Origin of the sequence: Nocardia asteroides (assembly GCF_900637185.1) — a bacterium.
In the GTDB taxonomy this organism is placed as follows: Bacteria; Actinomycetota; Actinomycetes; order Mycobacteriales; family Mycobacteriaceae; genus Nocardia; species Nocardia asteroides.
Map to the genome: position 1 here is coordinate 6,514,534 of NZ_LR134352.1, position 16,880 is coordinate 6,531,413.

Here is a 16,880-nt window from a genome sequence, read left to right on the forward strand (position 1 = left end):
CGCGTTTCGGACAAACGAAACCCCAGGCACGGGAGTGCCCGGGGTTTGCGGAAGCGGTGGATCAGGCCAGGCGTTCGGCCGCGGCGGCGATCCGTTCGTCGGTCGCAGTGAGCGCGATCCGCACGTGCTCGGGCGAGCGCGGACCGTAGAAATCGCCGGGCGCGGCGAGGATCCCGCGCTCGGCCAGCCAGTCCAGCGTGCGCCGGCAGGACTCACCGCGGGTGACCCACAGGTACAGGCCCGCCTCGGAGAAGTCGATCCGGAAACCGGCTTCCCGCAACGCCTTTCGCAGCAGGTCCCGGCGCGCGCGGTAACGCTCGCGCTGCCGCGCCTCGTGCTCGTCGTCGCGCAGCGCGGCGGTCATCGCGGCCTGGATCGGGAAGGGCAGCATCATGCCCGAGTGCTTGCGCACCTCGAGCAGTTCGGCCACCAGTTCCGGGTCGCCCGCGACGAATCCGGCGCGGTAGCTGGCCAGGTTCGAGGTCTTCGACAGCGAATGGATCGCCAGCAGGCCGGTATGGTCGCCGTCGCACACGCGCGGGTCGAGAATCGAGACGGCCTCGCCCTCCCAGGTCAGGCCCAGGTAGCACTCGTCGGAGGCCACCACGGCGCCGCGCTCGCGCGCGAACGCCACCACCTTGCGCAGATGGTCGACGCCGAGCACCTTGCCGGTCGGGTTCGACGGCGAGTTCACATAGATCAGCGCGGGCTTCTGCGGGCCGATCTGGGTGAGCCCGTCGGCCCGCCACGGCTTGGCGCCCGCCAGCAGCGCGCCGACCTCGTAGGTCGGGTAGGCGATCTCGGGGATCACCACCAGGTCGTCGGCGCCGAGCCCGAGCAGGCGCGGCAGCCCGGCGATGAGCTCCTTGGTGCCGATCACCGGCAGCACGGCGGCCGGGTCGACCCCGGTGATGCCGTACCGGCGGGCCAGCGCCGCCACCGCGGCCTCGCGCAGCTCAGGGGTGCCGTGCGTGGTCGGGTAGCCGGGGACCGCGGCCACCGATTCCAGGGCCGCCTGGATCAGCGGATCGACCGGGTCGACCGGGGTGCCGACCGACAGGTCGACCAGTCCGCCCGGGTGCGCGGCCGCCTTCTGCTTGACCGCGGCGATCGTGTCCCAGGGAAAGTCGGGCAGCAGGCTGCTGACCCTCATTCTTCGGCCATGGGCGGCAGCGCCTTGATGAAGGCCGGGTCGTAGTCGACCTTGCCCACCTTCGTGGCGCCGCCGGGCGAACCGAGCTCGTCGAAGAAGTCGACGTTGGCGTTGATGTAACCGCTCCACTGGTCCGGGGTGTCGTCCTCGTAGAAGATCGCCTCCACCGGGCAGACCGGTTCACACGCACCACAGTCAACGCACTCGTCGGGTTGGATGTAGAGCATGCGGCCACCCTCGTAGATGCAATCCACGGGGCATTCCTCGATGCACGCCTTGTCCTTCACGTCAACGCACGGTTCAGCGATGATGTACGGCACTGCCGTTCTCCTAGTCTGTCCTCACCTGCGGTGGTACTCCGCCAACCGAAACCCTATCCCGAGACCGCACCTCAGTCCCAGGTCAGCCTGCCCTAACTCGCACTCCCGATCAGCCGATCACTCTTTACCTCCGGCGTATCGGACCCTAGATTCAGAACAGGATCTCGTTGTCGTCAGCGCAACGAAGGGAGCCGCCATGAGTACGGCGGAAGATCGTGCGGCCGCGCTTGATCTGGTAGCCCGGCTGAAATCCGCATATCCCGAACTTCCCGACGCGCCGCCGCCGGACCTCCTCGACCACGCACGGCTGTGGGCCTATCTGAAGACCGACCACGATGTCGGCGGTGAACCCGACGCTGCGATCACCTACGAGAACAAACAGTACGAGGTCTGGGAGCACAACACCTATGTGATCTGCGAGGTACTCGCCTGGCGCGGGATCTGGCTGTCGGAGGAACGGCGCCGGATCGGCAATGTCGATCTCGGCCGCACCATGTACCTGGGCCTGCCGTATTACGGCCGCTGGCTGCTCGCCGTGGCCCGGGTCCTGGCCGAGAAGCAGCACATCGGCCTGACCGAGCTGAGCGAACGGATGCTCGAGGTCCAGGCGCGCTACGCAGGCGGCCTGGCCGGGCGGCCGTCGGCGGCCGAGCCGAAGTTCGAGGGCGACGGTACCCAGGTCCGCCGCAACCGGCACCACCTCGAGGCGGTCGGCAAGGGCGATCCGCAGGTGTTCGCCGGACAGGCCGGCCCGGCGGCCTTCGCGGTCGGTGACGCCGTGCGGGTGCGGGAACTGCCCGCGCTGTTCTACACACGCACACCGGAGTACGTACGCGGCGCGGTGGGACAGGTCGCCGCGACGGCCTACGAGAGCCCCGCCCCCGAGGACGAGACCTGGGACCGTCGCGACGCGAAACCCGAGTGGTTCTACGTGGTGGAGTTCGACATGGCGCGGTTGTGGCACGGCTACACCGGGCCCGCGAGCGACGTCCTGCGTACCGAGATCCCCGAACGCTGGCTGGAGGCGGCGGTATGACCGAGCACGACCACGACCACGACCACGAGCGCACCGTGGCGCCCATGGTCGACGAGATCACCGACTTCGAGGTGCTCGAGATCGCGCTGCGCGAACTGTGCATCGAGAAGGGCCTGTTCACCGCCGAGGAGCACCGGCGGTTCACCGAGTTCGCCGAGCAGATCGGGCCGACGCCCGCGGTGCGCCTGGTGGCCAGGGCCTGGCTCGATCCCGACTTCCACGCGCTGGCGCTGGCCGAGCCGATGACGGCGAGCAAGGAGGTGGGCGTGGACTGGCTGGAGCCGACCGGTTTCGGTACGCCCAGCGACTTCACCGCGTTCTCCATCCTCGCGGACACCCCGACGCTGCACAACGTGATCGTGTGCGCGCTGTGCTCGTGCTACCCGCGCCCGATCCTGGGCAACTCACCCGAGTGGTACCGCACGCCCAACTATCGGCGCCGCATGGTGCGCTGGCCGCGCCAGGTGCTCTCGGAGTTCGGGCTCACGCTGCCGCCGGAGGTCGCGGTACGGGTGCACGACTCGAACCAGAAACACCGGTTCATGGTGCTGCCGATGCGTCCCGCCGGCACCGACGGCTGGACCGAGGATCAGCTCGCGGAGATCATCACCAGGGACTGCCTGATCGGCGTCGCGCTCCCGAAGCCGGGGGTGACCACCAACGTGATCACCGCGACCCGGCCCGCCATCCACCCGGCGACCTAGCGGAAGGCGACGATGAGTACCCCACGCGATATCGCGTCGTTGCGCGCGATCGTCGACCGCGACCAGGTGTGGCCCCGGATGGCCGCCGCCTACGGCGTGACCAATCCCCTGCCACCGTGGAAGTCCAGCCTGGACGGCCTCTGCGACGCGCTCGATCACGCCCGGTGCGCGCCGGGCGGCCTGGACTTCCAGGCCAGGCGCGACGAGGAGGACGCGCTCGCGGCGACCGTCTATCCGAGCCTGCCCTACCCCGAGAACCAGCTCGTCGCGCTGGCGCACTCGCTGGTGGCCCGCGGCGTCATCGATGAAACCGAGCTGGCGGAGCGCCTGATCAGGATTCGAGCCCGGCTCGAATCCTGATCAGCCCGTTCGGCATTCGCCGCGCTCAGCCGATCGTCAGCGGCAGAGCCACCGGCTTGGGCGGCACCGTGCCGTAGACGGTGGTGCGCTCGCGCACCGGCCGGTCGATGCCCGCCGCGATCTCGGTGAGTTCGGCGACGGTCTTGGCCGAGCCGTGCTGGGAGCCGGCCATCCGGGAGATGGTCTCTTCCATCAGGGTGCCGCCCAGGTCGTTGGCGCCGCCGGTGAGCATCATCCGGGTGCCGACCGTGCCGAGCTTGACCCAGCTGGTCTGGATGTTGTCGATGCGGCCGTGCAGCATGATCCGGGCCAGCGCGTGCACCGCGCGGTTGTCGCGATTGGTCGGTCCGGGCCGGGCCGCGCCCGCCAGATAGAGCGGGGCGCTCTGGTGCACGAACGGCAGCGGGACGAATTCGGTGAAGCCGCCGGTCTCGTCCTGGATGCCGCGCAGCACCCGCAGGTGGCCCACCCAGTGCTTGGGATTGTCGACGTGGCCGTACATCATCGTCGAGCTGGACCGGATGCCCAGTTTGTGCGCGGTGGTGATCACCTCGATCCAGGCCGAGGTGGGCAGCTTGCCCTTGGTGAGGACCCAACGCACCTCGTCGTCGAGGATCTCGGCCGCGGTACCCGGAATGGAGTCGAGCCCGGCCTCTTTCAGCGCCGCGAGCCAGTCGTGGATGCTCTGCCCGCCGCGCGAGGCGCCGTTGACGATCTCCATCGGGCTGAACGCGTGCACGTGCATGCCCGGCACCCGCGCCTTGATCGCGCGCACCAGATCGGCGTAGCCGGTGACCGGCAGTTCGGGATCGATGCCGCCCTGCATGCAGATCTCGGTGGCACCGTCGACGTGGGCTTCCCAGGCGCGGTCGGCGACCTCGCCGGTGCTCAGGGTGAACGCGTCGGCATCGCCCTTGCGCTGGGCGAACGCGCAGAACCGGCAGCCGGTGTAGCAGATGTTGGTGAAGTTGATGTTGCGGTTCACCACGTAGGTGACGTCGTCCCCGTTGACCTCGCGCCGCAGCGAATCAGCCAGGGCGGCGATGGCGTCCAGGTCCACGCCGTCGGCGGTGGCCAGCGCCAGGTACTGGTCGTCGGTGAGCCCGGCCGGGTCCTGCTCGGCGGCGCGCAGGGCGTCGAGCACGTCGGAGTCGAGCCGTTCGGGCGCGGTGGTCGCCAGGTCGCGGGCGTGTTCGCGGATGGTCTCCCAGTCGCCGAACGCGCCGACGACCTGCTGACCGAGCCCGGAATCGCTGCGGCTGTCGGTGTTACGGCCCTCGGTGTCGATGGCGGTGTTGAGGTCGACGCGCCCGACCGACTCCCACGACTCGTCCGGCTCCTGCCACGGCAGGCCGACGGGCAGCGCGTCGGCCCGGGCCAGACCGGTCGCCGGGTCGGTGAGCGCCGCGACGTGCGCGCCGATGCGCGGATCGATCCACGGGTGCCCGGCCCGCACGTACTTCGGATGCGCCGAGGTGCGCTCGACCAGGGTGAAGCCGGCCGCCTCGGTGATCTCGCGCAGGGTGTCCAGGTTCGGCCACGGGCGTTCGGGATTCACGTGGTCGACCGTCACCGGGGAGACGCCGCCCCAGTCGTCGATGCCGGCGTCGATCAGGGCGCGGCAATCGCTGTGCGAGACCAGGTTCGGCGGCGCCTGCACCGGAACATCCGGGCCCAGAAGCAGTCTCGTCACCGCGACGGTGGCCAGGAACTCGGCGACATCGGCGTCGGGGACGTCGCGCATGGCGGTGTCGTCCTTGGCGCGGAAGTTCTGCACGATCACTTCCTGGATGTGCCCGAACTCGCGATGCTGCTTGCGCAGGGCCATGATCGACTCGGCGCGCTCGGTGAGCGTCTCGCCGATGCCGACCAGGATGCCGGTGGTGTAGGGCACCGAGAGCCTGCCCGCGTCGGTGATGGCGCGCAGCCGCACCGCCGGGTCCTTGTCGGGGCTGCCGTAGTGGCACTGGCCCTTCTCGGTGAACAGCCGCGTCGAGGTGGTCTCGAGCATCATGCCCATCGACTGGGCGACCGGCTTGAGCCGGGCGATCTCGGCCCAGCTCATCACGCCGGGGTTGAGGTGCGGCAGCAGCCCGGTCTCCTCGAGCACCAGGATGGAGACGGCGCGCAGGTAGTCCAGGGTGGAGTCGTAGCCGCGCTCGTCGAGCCACTGCGCGGCCTCGGGCCAGCGGTCCTCGGGCCGGTCGCCCAGGGTGAACAGGGCTTCCTTGCACCCCAGCGCCGCGCCCTGGCGGGCGATCTCGAGCACCTCGTCGGGCTCGAGGAACATGCCGTGACCCTCGGCGCGCAGCTTGCCCGGCACCGTCACGAACGTGCAGTAGTGGCACTTGTCCCGGCACAGCTTGGTGAGCGGGATGAACACATTGCGCGAGTAGCTGATCGTGCGGGGGCGGCCCGCCGATTCCAGCCCGGCGTCGCGGACGCGGGCCGCGCTGGCGCACAGATCGGCGAGATCGTCGCCGGTCGCGTGCAGCAGGACGGTGGCCTCGTCGACATTCAGGGTGACACCGTCGCGTGCCCGGCGCAGCGCCCGGCGCATGGCGGCGGGTGTCGGCGGCGGAAGGGGAACGCTCGGGTTCGGAAGGTCGGTCACCCCGTCGATCATGCGCTACTTCTTTCCGGAACGTGCGGTCGGCTGCTCACGGTGCCTGGACAGGCAGGTGTCGGTCGTCCTCGTCGCACGACAACCCTCCGACCGACCACGGGTATTCCCGAGAGGGTGAAGAGACCGTGCCTCGCATGGAACCATGGCAGCATGTCGCAGCCGCCCTCCACCATCCTGGCCGAGCCGGCCTGGCGTCCCAGTGCCAAGGCCAAGCTGCTGTGGGCGCTGGAGAACGCGATCGCTATCGCGGTGCTGTGTGTGCTGCTCGGGGTGTGGTTCGCGGTCGACGCGCAGCATCGCGGCTGGCAGCTCGTGGCGGGGGCGGTGATCGTGGTCCTGGCGGCGCTCGGGGTGCTCGTGGTGCCGCTGTGGCGGTACGCGGTGCATCGGTGGGAGGTCACCGACGAGGCCGTCTACACCCGGGTCGGGTGGCTGGATCAGGAATCGCGGGTCGCGCCGATCTCGCGGGTGCAGACCGTCGACACCGAGCGCGGGCCGCTGGAACGGATGCTGGGGCTGGCCACGGTCACCGTCACCACTGCGTCCTCGGCGGGCGCGGTGAAGATCAGCGCGCTGGACCTGCCGATCGCCGAGCAGACCGTCGCCCGGCTGGCCGCCATCGCCGCCCAGCATCGCGGGGACGCCACGTGATCGAATCCGCGGCGCCGCCGGCCTGGCAGCGGCTCGATCCGCGCATGCTGCTGGTGTACCCGATCAACGAGATCGTGAAGTACATCCCGGTGCTGCTCGGCTCGATCATCGTCGGCACCACCAGCGGCAATCCGCTGTGGAGCCTGCTGCCGGTGACGCTGATCGCCGGGTACGGCGTGGGCCGCTGGTTCACCACCTCCTATCGCATCGACGCCGATCACGTGCAGTTGCGCAGCGGGATCGTGCAGCGGCGCACCCTGTCGGTCCCGCGCCCGCGCATCCGGTCGGTGGACGTGGAAGCCGATCTGCTGCACCGGGTTCTGGGGCTGGCGGTGCTGGCGATCGGCACCGGCAAGCAGACCGACAAGGGCGAGGAGTTCAAACTCGACGCGCTCGACATCAGCCGGATTCCCGCGCTGCGTGCCGAATTGCTCTCGCACACCGGGCAATCGGTGCCCGAGTCCGCCGATACGCCGGTGCCGTCGCATGTTTCACCGCACGACGCCGCCGAGTCGGGCATCGAGATCGGGCACTGGCGGCCCGCCTGGGTGCGGTACGCGCCGCTGTCGCTGACCGGGCTGGCCGTGGTCGCGCCGATCGCGGGCCTGGGCGCGCAGTACGGGCTGATCGACGTCGTGTCGCGCTCGTCGGCGGTGCAGCATCTCGACGACGACACCGCGCCGGTCGTCGCGTTCGTCATCGCGGGGCTGTCGCTGTTCTCGCTGGCCCTGGTGAGCGCCGCCGCGTGCGCGCAGTACCTCGCCACCTGGTTCGGCCTGCGGGTACTCGACAACGGGAGCACCCTGCACCTGCGCCACGGCCTGTTCACCACCCGCCAGATCACCCTCGACCTGGCCCGCTTCCGCGGCGCGACCCTCAACGATCCGCTGCTGCTGCGCGCGGCCAGGGCCGCCCAGCTGGAAATGATCATGACCGGCGAGAACCCCCGCCAGAAGATCCTCCCGCAGGCCCCGAGGTCCGCCGTCGAACGGACCCTCGACGAACTGCTGCGCACCCGTCGCGAGCCCGGCCAGGAGGGCGCCTCGGCACCGGTCACGGGCGCGACCCTGGGCACCATCGAGCTGATCCGGCACGGTCCCGCCGCCCGGCGCCGCCGGTACACCAAAGCGGCGTGGCCGGTCGGCATCCTGGTCGCGCTGATGCTCGCGCTCGCGCTCACAACCGGTCCACTGCCCGCGGGCGTCTGGTCGGTCCCGGTGGTGTTCGCCCTGATCATGGCGGCACTCGCGGAGGACCGCTACCGCAGCCTCGGGCACCGGGTCCTGCCGGGCAGCACCGGCCCGACCTGGCTGATCACCCGGCACGGCAGCCTCGACCGCAATCGCGACTGCCTGGAGTCACCCGGCATCATCGGCTGGACCATCCGCCGCACGTATTGGCAGCGGCGCGCGGGACTGGCGACCGTGGTCGCGGCCACCGCCGCGGGCAAGAAGGCGTACTCGGTGATCGATCTGCCGCTGGCGGAGGCGGTGGCGCTGATCGAGGCGGTCACACCCGGTCTGCCAGGCCGCCGCTGACCGCTCGGACCGGGCGGGCACCGGATTCCGTACGCCGGGCCCGGCTTGCCGACGCCGATCAGCCAGGTGACCGGGAGTGTCCGCCCGAAATGGCGATGTCCGCGGCGTAGCCTTCGGACAGGACGCCGGGATGCGGACGGAGGCGGTTGGTGGAGTTCACCGAGATCATCGAGACCGCGGGCAAGGTGCTGGACGGGGCCGGCGTCGCCGCGATCGTCCTCGGCGCGCTGTACGGCACCGTGCGCTTCGCCAACGCGCTGGCCAGACGCCGCGACTTCGATCCCGCCTATCGCGACTACCGGCGCGGACTCGGCCGGGCCATCCTGCTCGGCCTGGAATTCCTCGTCGCCGCCGACATCATCCGCACCGTCGCCATCGCGCCGACGTTCACCAGCGTCGGCGTGCTGGCCTTGATCGTGCTGGTACGAACCTTCCTCAGTTACTCCCTGGAACTCGAACTGACCGGCCGCTGGCCCTGGCAGCAGCCGAATCCCGAGACAGCACCGACCGATACGGCCGCACCTGACGCAGACGGCGGCGGCCGGGAGTAGCCACTCCCGGCCGCCGCGCACTCCCGGCGACTACGCCGAGGCGGTCGCCAACTCGGATTCCGCCTCGCCCGCAACCGCTTTCGCGTCCCGCATCAGCACCACCGCGAGCACCGCCGCCGCCACCGAGGCCAGCGCGCCGACCCCGAAGGTGACCTGCATGGCCGTGCAGAAGGCATCGCGGGCCAGGCCGATGACGGTGCCGTCCCCGGTGCCCAGCGCACCGGCGATCGACTCCCTGGCCGCGGCGGGCGCCGAGTCCGGCATGGCGCCGGCGAAGGTTCCCGCCAGCACCGCGCCCAGTACCGCGACACCGAGGGCCGCGCCTGCCTGCTGGATGGTGTCGTTGAGCGCCGAGCCCACACCGGCGTGGTCCCCCGGCACCGCGCTCATCAGCGCGCCGATCGCGGCGGGCATGGCCAGCCCGCCGCCCGCGCCGAGCAGGGCCATGGCCACGGCGGGCAGGGTGAAGCTCGCGCCGGCGTCGAGGGTGGCCAGCACCGCGAAGCCGGCGGCCACCACGAGCAGACCCGCGATGGTGACGATCCGCGCGCCCAGCTTGCCGACCAGCACCGCGCCGATCCCGTTGGCCACCAGCAGGGTCACCGCCATCGGGGTGAAGGCGAGCGCGGTCCGCATCGGCGAGTAGTCGAGCACGAACTGCAGGTACTGGGTGAGCACGAGCACCAGGCCGCCGTTGGCGAAGGTCACGAGCACCAGCGAGAAGCTGGACCCGGTGAAGGTGCGGTTGCCGAACAGCTGCAGCGGCACCATCGGCTCGTCGGTGCGCAGCTCGCGGAGCACGAAGGCGCCGAGGGCGAGCACGGTGACCGCGAATCCAGCCAGCACACCGGGGTCGGTCCAGCCGGCGTGCGGCACCGAGATGATCGACCACACGAGCGCGGTCATGCCGATGATCGAGGCCACCATGCCGGGCACGTCGGGCTTGCGCCACGGGCCCTTCGACTCCGGCATCAGCGCCAGCGCGGCCACGATGGCCACCGCGGCGATGGGCACGTTCAGGACGAACACCGAACCCCACCAGAAGTGGTCCAGCAGCACGCCGCCGACCACCGGACCGCCGACCATGCCGACCGTCGCGACCGCGCTCCACGCGCCGATGGCCTTGGGCCGTTCGTCGTCGTCGAACACGGTGATCAGGATCGACAGCGTGCTCGGCATGATCAGCACGCCACCTATGCCCATCAGCGCCCGGCCCGCGATCAACAGCTCGGGGCTGCTCGCGTAGGCGGCCAGCAGCGACGCGCCGCCGAACAGGACCAGGCCGATCACCATCACCAGCCTGCGGCCGAACCGGTCGGACAGGCTGCCCGAGGTGAGCAGCAGGCCGGCGAAGACCAGCAGGTAGGCGTCGATGATCCACTGGATCTGCTGGGAGCTCGCGCCCAGATCGGTGGCGATCTGCGGGATCGCCACGGTGAGGACCATGTTGTCCACCACCAGCACCAGCGAACTCAGGCACAGCACGATCAGGATCCACCACCGCCGTGGGTTCCGGGTCTCCTGGCCGGTGGAAGCCGTTGCGAGCGCGTCCATCCCGTTCTCCTCTCGAATGTCGCCGCACAGTGTGCGGTTATGTCGAACACTGTAAGACTGCGGAACAACGTACGCAATAGGTACGGCGTACGGAATCCGAACAGTGTTCATGAACCGCTATGCTGTGCGGACAACGCGACGTGGAGACCGACATCCCCAGCACAGGAGGCAGCGATGGCCGCGGGCAGCACGAACTCGACCGAGATCGCATCGGTGTGGACCAGGCCGACCCGCGAACGCCGAGATCAACCCGCGCTCAGCCGAGATCAGATCGTCGCCCAGGCGATCGCGCTGCTCGACGAGGAAGGCTTCGACGCGCTCAGCATGCGCAAGCTCGGCGCCCGGCTCGGCGCGGGCGCGACCTCGCTCTACACCCACGTCGCGAACAAGGACGAACTGCTGGAACTGGTCGTCGACCAGGTGATCGGCGAGGTCCCGTGCCCGGCGCCGGATCCCGCGCGCTGGCGGGAAACGGCGCACGAGCAGGCCGACGGACTCCGCGCGACACTGCTGGCGCACCCGTGGATCACCATCGTGTTCAGCAACACGGCCCTGACCTACCTTGGCCCGAACATGATGCGGCTGACCGAGGGGATGCTGGCCATCGTGGAGGCGGGCGGCTTCGACGACGCCATCGTCGACGTCACCACCAACACGCTGTTCCGGTTCATCGTCGGTTCCTCGGCCAACGAGGCGGCCCTGCTGATGACGATCGCGCGCAGCGGCCTGCCGCCGCAGGACTGGGTCGACCGGGTGATGACGGCCAGCGCCGCCGCGTCGGCAGGCTTCCCCCGGCTGCACCGCCGCTACGTCGACCAGCGGTCACAGGTGGTGGCCGAGGCGACGACCGGGGCGCTCAACCAGTTCAGCCAGGCGATCGATCTGATCCTGGACGGCGCCGAGACCCGCCGCGGCTGACGACCCTCAGGCCGAGCGGAACAGACCCGTGTTGGCCCGGAAGTAGAGGTACGCGGCGGGCGCGAGCACGCCGCAGGCCAGCAGCAGCAGGGTGCGCCCGTCGCTGGGCAGCAGCACGTCACCACCGGGTCCGCGCGAGGAGCAGACGAGAAAACCGAAGACCCACACCACGATCGGGGCGAAGGTGAACCCGAGCCTGCCGGTCACCGACTCCATGCCGTAGACCAGGCCCACATTGATCGGTGCTGCCAGCACCGCCGCGATCGGGAACGCCACCGCCCCGAGGTACAGCGGCAGGAACAGCACCTCGAGGGCGAGGGTGATCAGCGCGTCGACGAGCAGCAGCACGACGATCAGTCCCGAGAGCACGGGGTCGAGCCGGGACGGCAGCCGGACCGACCGCAGCACGGCGGTGGGTGTCCCTGCGGGCTGATCGGAGTCGGTCACCATGCCACGGAGTCTATTCGGCCGGGCGCACGGCATCGGCCGCACGCACCCGCGGCCCGGCGAAGCGCCACCCGATCAGCAGCGCGGGCACGATGAGTGCCAGGCTCGCCACGGTCCAGGTGCCGATCGGCCGGTCGATCGCCATCAGCACCAGCACCGTGCCCAGGAACGCCAGCGTCAGCAGGCCGGTGTAGGGCGCGCCCATCATCCGGAACCCGGGCCGCTCGATCCGCCCCCGCTTCCACAGCCGCCACATCTGCAGCTGGCACAGCACGATGGTGGCCCACGAGGTGAGGATGCCGAGCGAGGCCAGGTTCAGCACGATCTCGAACGCCTGATCCGGCACCACCCCGTTGAGCACCACCCCGAGCAACGCGATCCCGAAGGTGAGCAGGATGCCGCCGTAGGGCACCCCGTGACCGCTCATCACCGCCGTGAACCGGGGCGCGCTGCCGCGCACCGACATCGAGCGCAGGATCCGCCCGGTCGAGTACAACCCGGCGTTGAGACTGGAGAAGGCCGCGGTGAGCACCACGATGTTCATCAGCGAACCGATGCCGGGCACCCCGAGCGCGGCGAAGAAGGTGACGAACGGGCTCTCGCCCTCGTGATAGGCGGTGTAGGGTAACAGGAGTCCGAGCAGCAGCAGCGAGCCCACGTAGAACACCGCGATCCGCAGGATCACCGAGTTGATCGCGCGCGGCATGAGCTTCTCCGCGTCCTTGGTCTCCCCCGCCGCGGTACCGACCAATTCGACCGCGGCATAGGCGAACACGACCCCCGAGGTGACGGTGACCAGCGGCAGGATGCCGGTCGGGAACAGCCCGCCGTGTTCGGCGATCATCGCGGGCCCGGTCGGCTCGCCGCGCACGGTGAACCGGCCGAGCAGGAACACCGTGCCCACGACCAGGAACGCGCACAGCGCCGTCACCTTCACCAGCGCCGCCCAGAACTCCATCTCACCGAAGGCCTTGACGCTCACCAGGTTCACGATCAGTACGATCACCAGCGCGATCAGCGCGAGTACCCACTGCGGCACCACCGTCATCGGCTGCCAGTAGTGGAAGTACAGCGCGATCGCGGTGGAGTCGGCGATGCCGGTCATCGACCAGTTCAGGAAGTACATCCAGCCGGCCACGAAAGCGGCCTTCTCGCCCAGGAATTCGCGAGCGTAGGAGACGAACGAGCCCGAGGTAGGCCGGTGCAGCACCAGCTCGCCGAGCGCGCGCAGGATGAAGAACACGAACACGCCGCACACCGCGTAGACGACCCACAGCGACGGTCCGGCACTGGCCAGCCTGCCACCGGAACTCAGGAACAACCCGGTGCCGATCGCGCCACCGATGGCGATCATCATCAGCTGCCGCTTGCCCAGCGACTGGTGGTAGCCCGCGTCCTCGTCCTCGAGTTCCGGCCGATCACCCACTGTGGTCATGACGCCACCCCTCGTGCACCAACACCCGGATACGCGGACATCGGCAACCTACCGGGCGGCCACCGGTGGCGTCACGGCAACCCCGTGGCTAGCGACTCAATCGAGACCGGCGAACAGGTCGTGCTCGAAGCCGTCCGCGCCGACCTGGCCCTTGCTGCCGCGCACCAGGGTGAAATGCTCCTCCGGCAGCACCGGCAGCGCGATGTTGTTGGACAGGGCGAACTCCCGGCCACTGGGCGCGACGGTCACCTGGGTGGCGTGCGCGCGCATGGCGGCCCGCTTGGCGGGGACGGCGTCGGAGACGTCGACCACGGTGGTCACCCCGGTGGTCGACATGGCGGCCAGCTCGGCCTCCACCGGCAGCCGCCAGCCCGCGGGCAGCGCGCCCGGCAGCTCGTCGACGGTGCGGCGGGCCAATGCCGCGGTGTGCTGACGCAGCAGGTCGGCGTCGGTGACGGTCCAGTAGAACTTCGGGACGTCCCAACCCCGTTCGGCCGCGACGGCCACCGCCGCGGTGGTGATCTCGTGGGCGCGGATGTGGTCGGGATGGCCGTAGCCGCCGCGCGGGTCGTAGGTCACCACGACGCGGGGACGCAGCTCGAGCAGGACCGCCACCAGTTCCTCGACCGCCGCGTCGCCGGAGTTCACGAACGCGCGCGGATGCTCGGCCGACGGCGTGCCCGCCATCCCCGAATCCCGCCAGCGCCCCGCGCCGCCGAGGAACCACGGTTCGCCCGCGTCGAGAGCGGCCAGCGCCGCGGTGAGTTCGGCGACGCGATACCCGCCGAGCTGGTCGGCTTCGGCGGCCACCAGACCGGCCCACCGCTCCCCGATGACCTCACCCTCCTCGCCGAGCGTGCAGGTCACCACGGTGACCGGGACGCCACGCTTGCGATAGTGCGCGATCGTGCCACCGGTGGTGAGGGTTTCGTCGTCGGGGTGGGCGTGCACCAGCAACAGTCCGCCGGTTCCGCGGGTTCCGTCCATCGAAAGCACCTCTCCTCCCGTCGCCGAACCAGCGACCGTTGAATGCTAGCCGACGCGCCCCATTAATCCTCACGACACAACGAAATCTGCAGCCGGGATATGTGCCGACACGTCTGCGCGCCACCCGCCCGCCCTTTTCCGCCGCGCTACACAGCAAAGCCCAGAATCGACTGGTCCGATTTTCCGACCGAAATCTACCCGACAGCAACAAGACATCAGAATCTGAAAGGACGGAGAAATTCGACTACTCTTCACTATGTGAGCGATACGCGAATTATTCGCATTTGCCGAACACCCGGGCATCGGCTCGCACGAGTCGACGCCGAAGCCTGCACCTACGCAAATCCCCACACTTCTGCGCGAAGCCGGGAGTCGACGTGAGCAGTCGCTGAGGGTTCACCACCTGCGGTGATCCCTCAGCGACATCACATTGTCCAGTGGACAGGGCCAGCTCCGTTACAGCCGGACACAGAACCAATCATCGATCAGCGATCCGTCATTTCGCTGGACGATTTTGTATTGACCCGGGCACCGCTGGTCGGCAGCAGCCTTACAGGAACCGTCAGTGTAGTGACATGATCCGATATATTCGTCGGCGGCTTGCGCTGGAGCAGCCAAGACGGCCAGACATCCAATCGAAAACACCGACGTAGCAAAAGCGACACCAATCTTGGTACGCACTGTCAATCCCCTCCCTGATACGGCGCGACTTTTCGGTCGCACAGCCAACAGGCTAAAGGACCGCGCAGCGCCTGACAAGTACGAGGCGTCCGAACAGGTCGTCACGGAAGCTTCCGCCATTGCGCGGCGTCACCGAAAATACCGACCTGGATGGCGCCCGACAGCGAGACGCCGTCCACCCGCGGTCCCGCCGCCGCGACGACATTGTCCTGCACGATCGGCAGCACGGTCGACAACTCCCACAGCCGTGGTTCGGCCTCGGCCAGCACGCGCGGTACCTCGACACCACGCAGCGCCTCGTCGATCGATGGCTGCAGGGTCGGGTCGCACACCCCGCCGATATTGCTCGGCGCCGTGCGGTAGAACTCGGCCGCCGCCAGCGCCTTGCTGTCAGCAGCGGGGAGCTGCGGGGGCGGGCAGCCGTAGCGCGAGGCCAGCGCCGTCGCCGGGTCGTCACCGGCCAGCTCCCAGCCGACAACGGCGTCGACCGCAGAGTCGGTGAGATCCTTGCCGTACAGCTCGTCGGCGGGCAGACCGCGAACGGTGGCATCGATTCCGGCACTGCGCAATTGGTCGGCGGCGGTATTGGCCACGGCGAGGGCGACCGCGTCCTCGTTGACGGCGCCGATCCGGACCGTCAGCGCTTTACCCGTACGGACCACCGGCCGTGGCTGCGGCGCCGGCGAGGTGGGTGAGTTGGTCTGTGCGGTTTCCGGCGTGCGCCCGAAACCGGCCTCGGCCAGCAGCGCGAACGCTTCCTCGGTGCTCGGGCGCGGGGGCGCGGTCGGACTGTACCCGGGACTCGACGGTGGAAGTATCTGCGCGCGTGCGGGTTCCACCCAGCCACCGGACTGCGCACCGACAGTTGCCAACAGACCGGGGTCGAGCAACGCCAGAACCCCTTTGCGCACCCGCGCGTCACTCAGATCGCCCGAGCGACCGTTGAGTACCAGCTGAAGCTCACGGGCCTGCGGCATGATGGTGGTGCGCACCGAGGGAATGGCGGCGAGTTGTGCCTGCGTTGCCACGCCGCCGTGCACGAGCGCCATCTGAACATCCCCGGTTCGCAACGACTCGGCCAGCTGAGACGAGGTTCCGCCGCGGCGGAACAGGATCTGGTCGGGTGCCGCCGGAGTGCCCCAGAAGCGATCGTTGCGCTCCAGCAGGATCTCATCGCGGCCACGGTCGACCCGCATCGTGAAGTTCCCGCCCGAAACCGGGATCCGTTCGGCCAGACCGCTGGCGAATCCGCCGGGGGAATCCTTCACGAGATGCGACGGCAGCAGATTCGAGAACAGCTCCCGCCACGCCGGATACGGCTGCGTCATTGTGACGGTGACCTTCTTGCCGCCGTCGGCCGACGCAACATCGGAGATCAGCCGGTAGCCCGCCGGATCCACCACGCCGGGCTGAGTGATCATCTGCTGCCACAGGAACCGGAAGTCCTCGGCGGCGATGGGGGCGCCGTCGGACCAGTTGGCCTGGTTGCGCAGCGTGTAGGTGATCGTGAACGGTTCCTGCGCGGTGACATCGGCGGATTCGATCAGCGCGGCGTCGGGCACCCGGTCGACCACGCCGGGCGCCAGCGCGTTCGGCACCGGCCGGAACGGACTGGGCAGCACCATCGAGCTCACCGCGTTCGTCGCGGGCGACTGGTCCGAGCGCAGATGCGGATTGAAGCCGATGCCGATGTCGTCGATCGCCACCACGACGGTGTTCTTCCCCGGCTTGGCCTGGGTGGTCTTGGGGGAATCGGTGCTCTCGATGGGCGGTGGTGGATTCGCGGTGCAACCGGCGAGGACCGCCGTCGAGGCCGTCATCGCCAACACCGCCACGCGCCACCTTGCGCGTCTGACCCCCGAGCTCACTCTGGCACCCTACCTCGCCCATCTGTGCGGAGCCCGGCACCGGTCTCCGTG

At 69.5% G+C, this 16,880-nt stretch carries 15 protein-coding genes; 7 read left to right on the forward strand and 8 right to left on the reverse strand.

The annotated features are described in order from the left end of the window. Positions 1–61: 61 nt before the first annotated feature. Positions 62–1,153 carry a succinyldiaminopimelate transaminase gene (gene dapC, locus EL493_RS30110; protein WP_019048909.1) on the reverse strand — a complete coding sequence of 364 codons (1,092 nt, stop codon included), beginning with the start codon at positions 1,151–1,153 and terminating at the stop codon, positions 62–64. After that, positions 1,150–1,473 (reverse strand): ferredoxin, encoded by a 324-nt coding sequence (gene fdxA, locus EL493_RS30115; protein WP_022566345.1) that lies wholly within the window; start codon positions 1,471–1,473, stop codon positions 1,150–1,152. Before fdxA ends, dapC begins: the two co-directional genes overlap by 4 nt. Positions 1,474–1,669: 196 nt before the next feature. Here fdxA and EL493_RS30120 point away from each other — a divergent pair, with 196 nt between their 5' ends. From EL493_RS30120 to EL493_RS30130, 3 genes are read left to right on the forward strand one after another with little or no spacing between them, the layout of a single operon-like run. Next, the gene (locus EL493_RS30120) at positions 1,670–2,509 is read left to right on the forward strand and encodes an SH3-like domain-containing protein (protein WP_019048911.1); all 840 of its coding nucleotides are present in this window, start codon (positions 1,670–1,672) and stop codon (positions 2,507–2,509) included. Next, complete coding sequence (scnC, locus tag EL493_RS30125) at positions 2,506–3,213, forward strand: thiocyanate hydrolase subunit gamma (RefSeq protein ID WP_019048912.1); 708 nt, start codon at positions 2,506–2,508, stop codon at positions 3,211–3,213. Before EL493_RS30120 ends, scnC begins: the two co-directional genes overlap by 4 nt. A gap of 12 nt (positions 3,214–3,225) precedes the next feature. Beyond that, a complete protein-coding gene (locus tag EL493_RS30130) occupies positions 3,226–3,573 on the forward strand; it encodes a hypothetical protein (RefSeq protein ID WP_022566346.1) in 348 nt (115 codons plus the stop codon). Positions 3,574–3,598: 25 nt separating this feature from the next. On the opposite strand, the gene EL493_RS30135 is transcribed toward EL493_RS30130, so the two are convergent. After that, a complete protein-coding gene (locus tag EL493_RS30135; protein WP_019048914.1) occupies positions 3,599–6,199 on the reverse strand; it encodes a bifunctional FO biosynthesis protein CofGH in 2,601 nt (866 codons plus the stop codon). 150 nt (positions 6,200–6,349) lie between these two features. Here EL493_RS30135 and EL493_RS30140 point away from each other — a divergent pair, with 150 nt between their 5' ends. From EL493_RS30140 to EL493_RS30150, 3 genes are all read left to right on the forward strand, one after another. Then, on the forward strand, positions 6,350–6,850 hold the full coding sequence (locus tag EL493_RS30140; protein ID WP_019048915.1) for a PH domain-containing protein: 501 nt from the start codon (positions 6,350–6,352) through the stop codon (positions 6,848–6,850). Then, entirely contained in the window at positions 6,847–8,388 is a 1,542-nt protein-coding gene (locus EL493_RS30145) for a PH domain-containing protein (RefSeq protein WP_019048916.1), read from the forward strand. The genes EL493_RS30140 and EL493_RS30145 overlap by 4 nt, the downstream gene beginning before the upstream one ends. A 149-nt stretch (positions 8,389–8,537) precedes the next feature. Beyond that, positions 8,538–8,939 carry a DUF1622 domain-containing protein gene (locus tag EL493_RS30150; protein ID WP_019048917.1) on the forward strand — a complete coding sequence of 134 codons (402 nt, stop codon included), beginning with the start codon at positions 8,538–8,540 and terminating at the stop codon, positions 8,937–8,939. A gap of 30 nt (positions 8,940–8,969) precedes the next feature. Here EL493_RS30150 and EL493_RS30155 read toward each other — a convergent pair whose 3' ends face one another. After that, positions 8,970–10,493, reverse strand: coding sequence for an MFS transporter (locus tag EL493_RS30155; RefSeq protein ID WP_019048918.1), 1,524 nt, complete (start codon positions 10,491–10,493; stop codon positions 8,970–8,972). A gap of 174 nt (positions 10,494–10,667) precedes the next feature. Between EL493_RS30155 and EL493_RS30160 the strand changes: the two genes are divergently transcribed. Continuing rightward, positions 10,668–11,411, forward strand: a complete 744-nt coding sequence (locus EL493_RS30160; RefSeq protein WP_019048919.1) for a TetR/AcrR family transcriptional regulator — start codon at positions 10,668–10,670, stop codon at positions 11,409–11,411. Positions 11,412–11,417: 6 nt separating this feature from the next. On the opposite strand, the gene EL493_RS30165 is transcribed toward EL493_RS30160, so the two are convergent. The 4 genes from EL493_RS30165 to EL493_RS30180 all read right to left on the reverse strand — a co-directional run bounded on the left by EL493_RS30165 (position 11,418) and on the right by EL493_RS30180 (position 16,781). Then, a complete protein-coding gene (locus EL493_RS30165) occupies positions 11,418–11,861 on the reverse strand; it encodes a hypothetical protein (protein ID WP_019048920.1) in 444 nt (147 codons plus the stop codon). Between the two features lie 10 nt (positions 11,862–11,871). Continuing rightward, entirely contained in the window at positions 11,872–13,293 is a 1,422-nt protein-coding gene (locus EL493_RS30170) for an amino acid permease (RefSeq protein ID WP_019048921.1), read from the reverse strand. A gap of 96 nt (positions 13,294–13,389) precedes the next feature. After that, positions 13,390–14,280 (reverse strand): N-acetyl-1-D-myo-inositol-2-amino-2-deoxy-alpha-D-glucopyranoside deacetylase, encoded by an 891-nt coding sequence (gene mshB / locus EL493_RS30175; RefSeq protein ID WP_019048922.1) that lies wholly within the window; start codon positions 14,278–14,280, stop codon positions 13,390–13,392. Between the two features lie 782 nt (positions 14,281–15,062). Next, on the reverse strand, positions 15,063–16,781 hold the full coding sequence (locus tag EL493_RS30180; RefSeq protein ID WP_030200990.1) for an ABC transporter family substrate-binding protein: 1,719 nt from the start codon (positions 16,779–16,781) through the stop codon (positions 15,063–15,065). Between the last annotated feature and the right edge of the window lie 99 nt (positions 16,782–16,880).

What these genes read in the sequence shown, in the direction of transcription:
- dapC (WP_019048909.1), bottom strand. Translation starts at nt 1,153, where the DNA reads ATGAGGGTCAGCAGCCTGCTGCCCGACTTTCCCTGGGACACGATCGCC.
- EL493_RS30120 (WP_019048911.1), top strand. Translation starts at nt 1,670, where the DNA reads ATGAGTACGGCGGAAGATCGTGCGGCCGCGCTTGATCTGGTAGCCCGG.
- scnC (WP_019048912.1), top strand. Translation starts at nt 2,506, where the DNA reads ATGACCGAGCACGACCACGACCACGACCACGAGCGCACCGTGGCGCCC.
- EL493_RS30130 (WP_022566346.1), top strand. Translation starts at nt 3,226, where the DNA reads ATGAGTACCCCACGCGATATCGCGTCGTTGCGCGCGATCGTCGACCGC.
- EL493_RS30135 (WP_019048914.1), bottom strand. Translation starts at nt 6,199, where the DNA reads ATGATCGACGGGGTGACCGACCTTCCGAACCCGAGCGTTCCCCTTCCG.
- EL493_RS30140 (WP_019048915.1), top strand. Translation starts at nt 6,350, where the DNA reads ATGTCGCAGCCGCCCTCCACCATCCTGGCCGAGCCGGCCTGGCGTCCC.
- EL493_RS30155 (WP_019048918.1), bottom strand. Translation starts at nt 10,493, where the DNA reads ATGGACGCGCTCGCAACGGCTTCCACCGGCCAGGAGACCCGGAACCCA.
- EL493_RS30160 (WP_019048919.1), top strand. Translation starts at nt 10,668, where the DNA reads ATGGCCGCGGGCAGCACGAACTCGACCGAGATCGCATCGGTGTGGACC.
- EL493_RS30165 (WP_019048920.1), bottom strand. Translation starts at nt 11,861, where the DNA reads ATGGTGACCGACTCCGATCAGCCCGCAGGGACACCCACCGCCGTGCTG.
- EL493_RS30170 (WP_019048921.1), bottom strand. Translation starts at nt 13,293, where the DNA reads ATGACCACAGTGGGTGATCGGCCGGAACTCGAGGACGAGGACGCGGGC.
- mshB (WP_019048922.1), bottom strand. Translation starts at nt 14,280, where the DNA reads ATGGACGGAACCCGCGGAACCGGCGGACTGTTGCTGGTGCACGCCCAC.
- EL493_RS30180 (WP_030200990.1), bottom strand. Translation starts at nt 16,781, where the DNA reads ATGACGGCCTCGACGGCGGTCCTCGCCGGTTGCACCGCGAATCCACCA.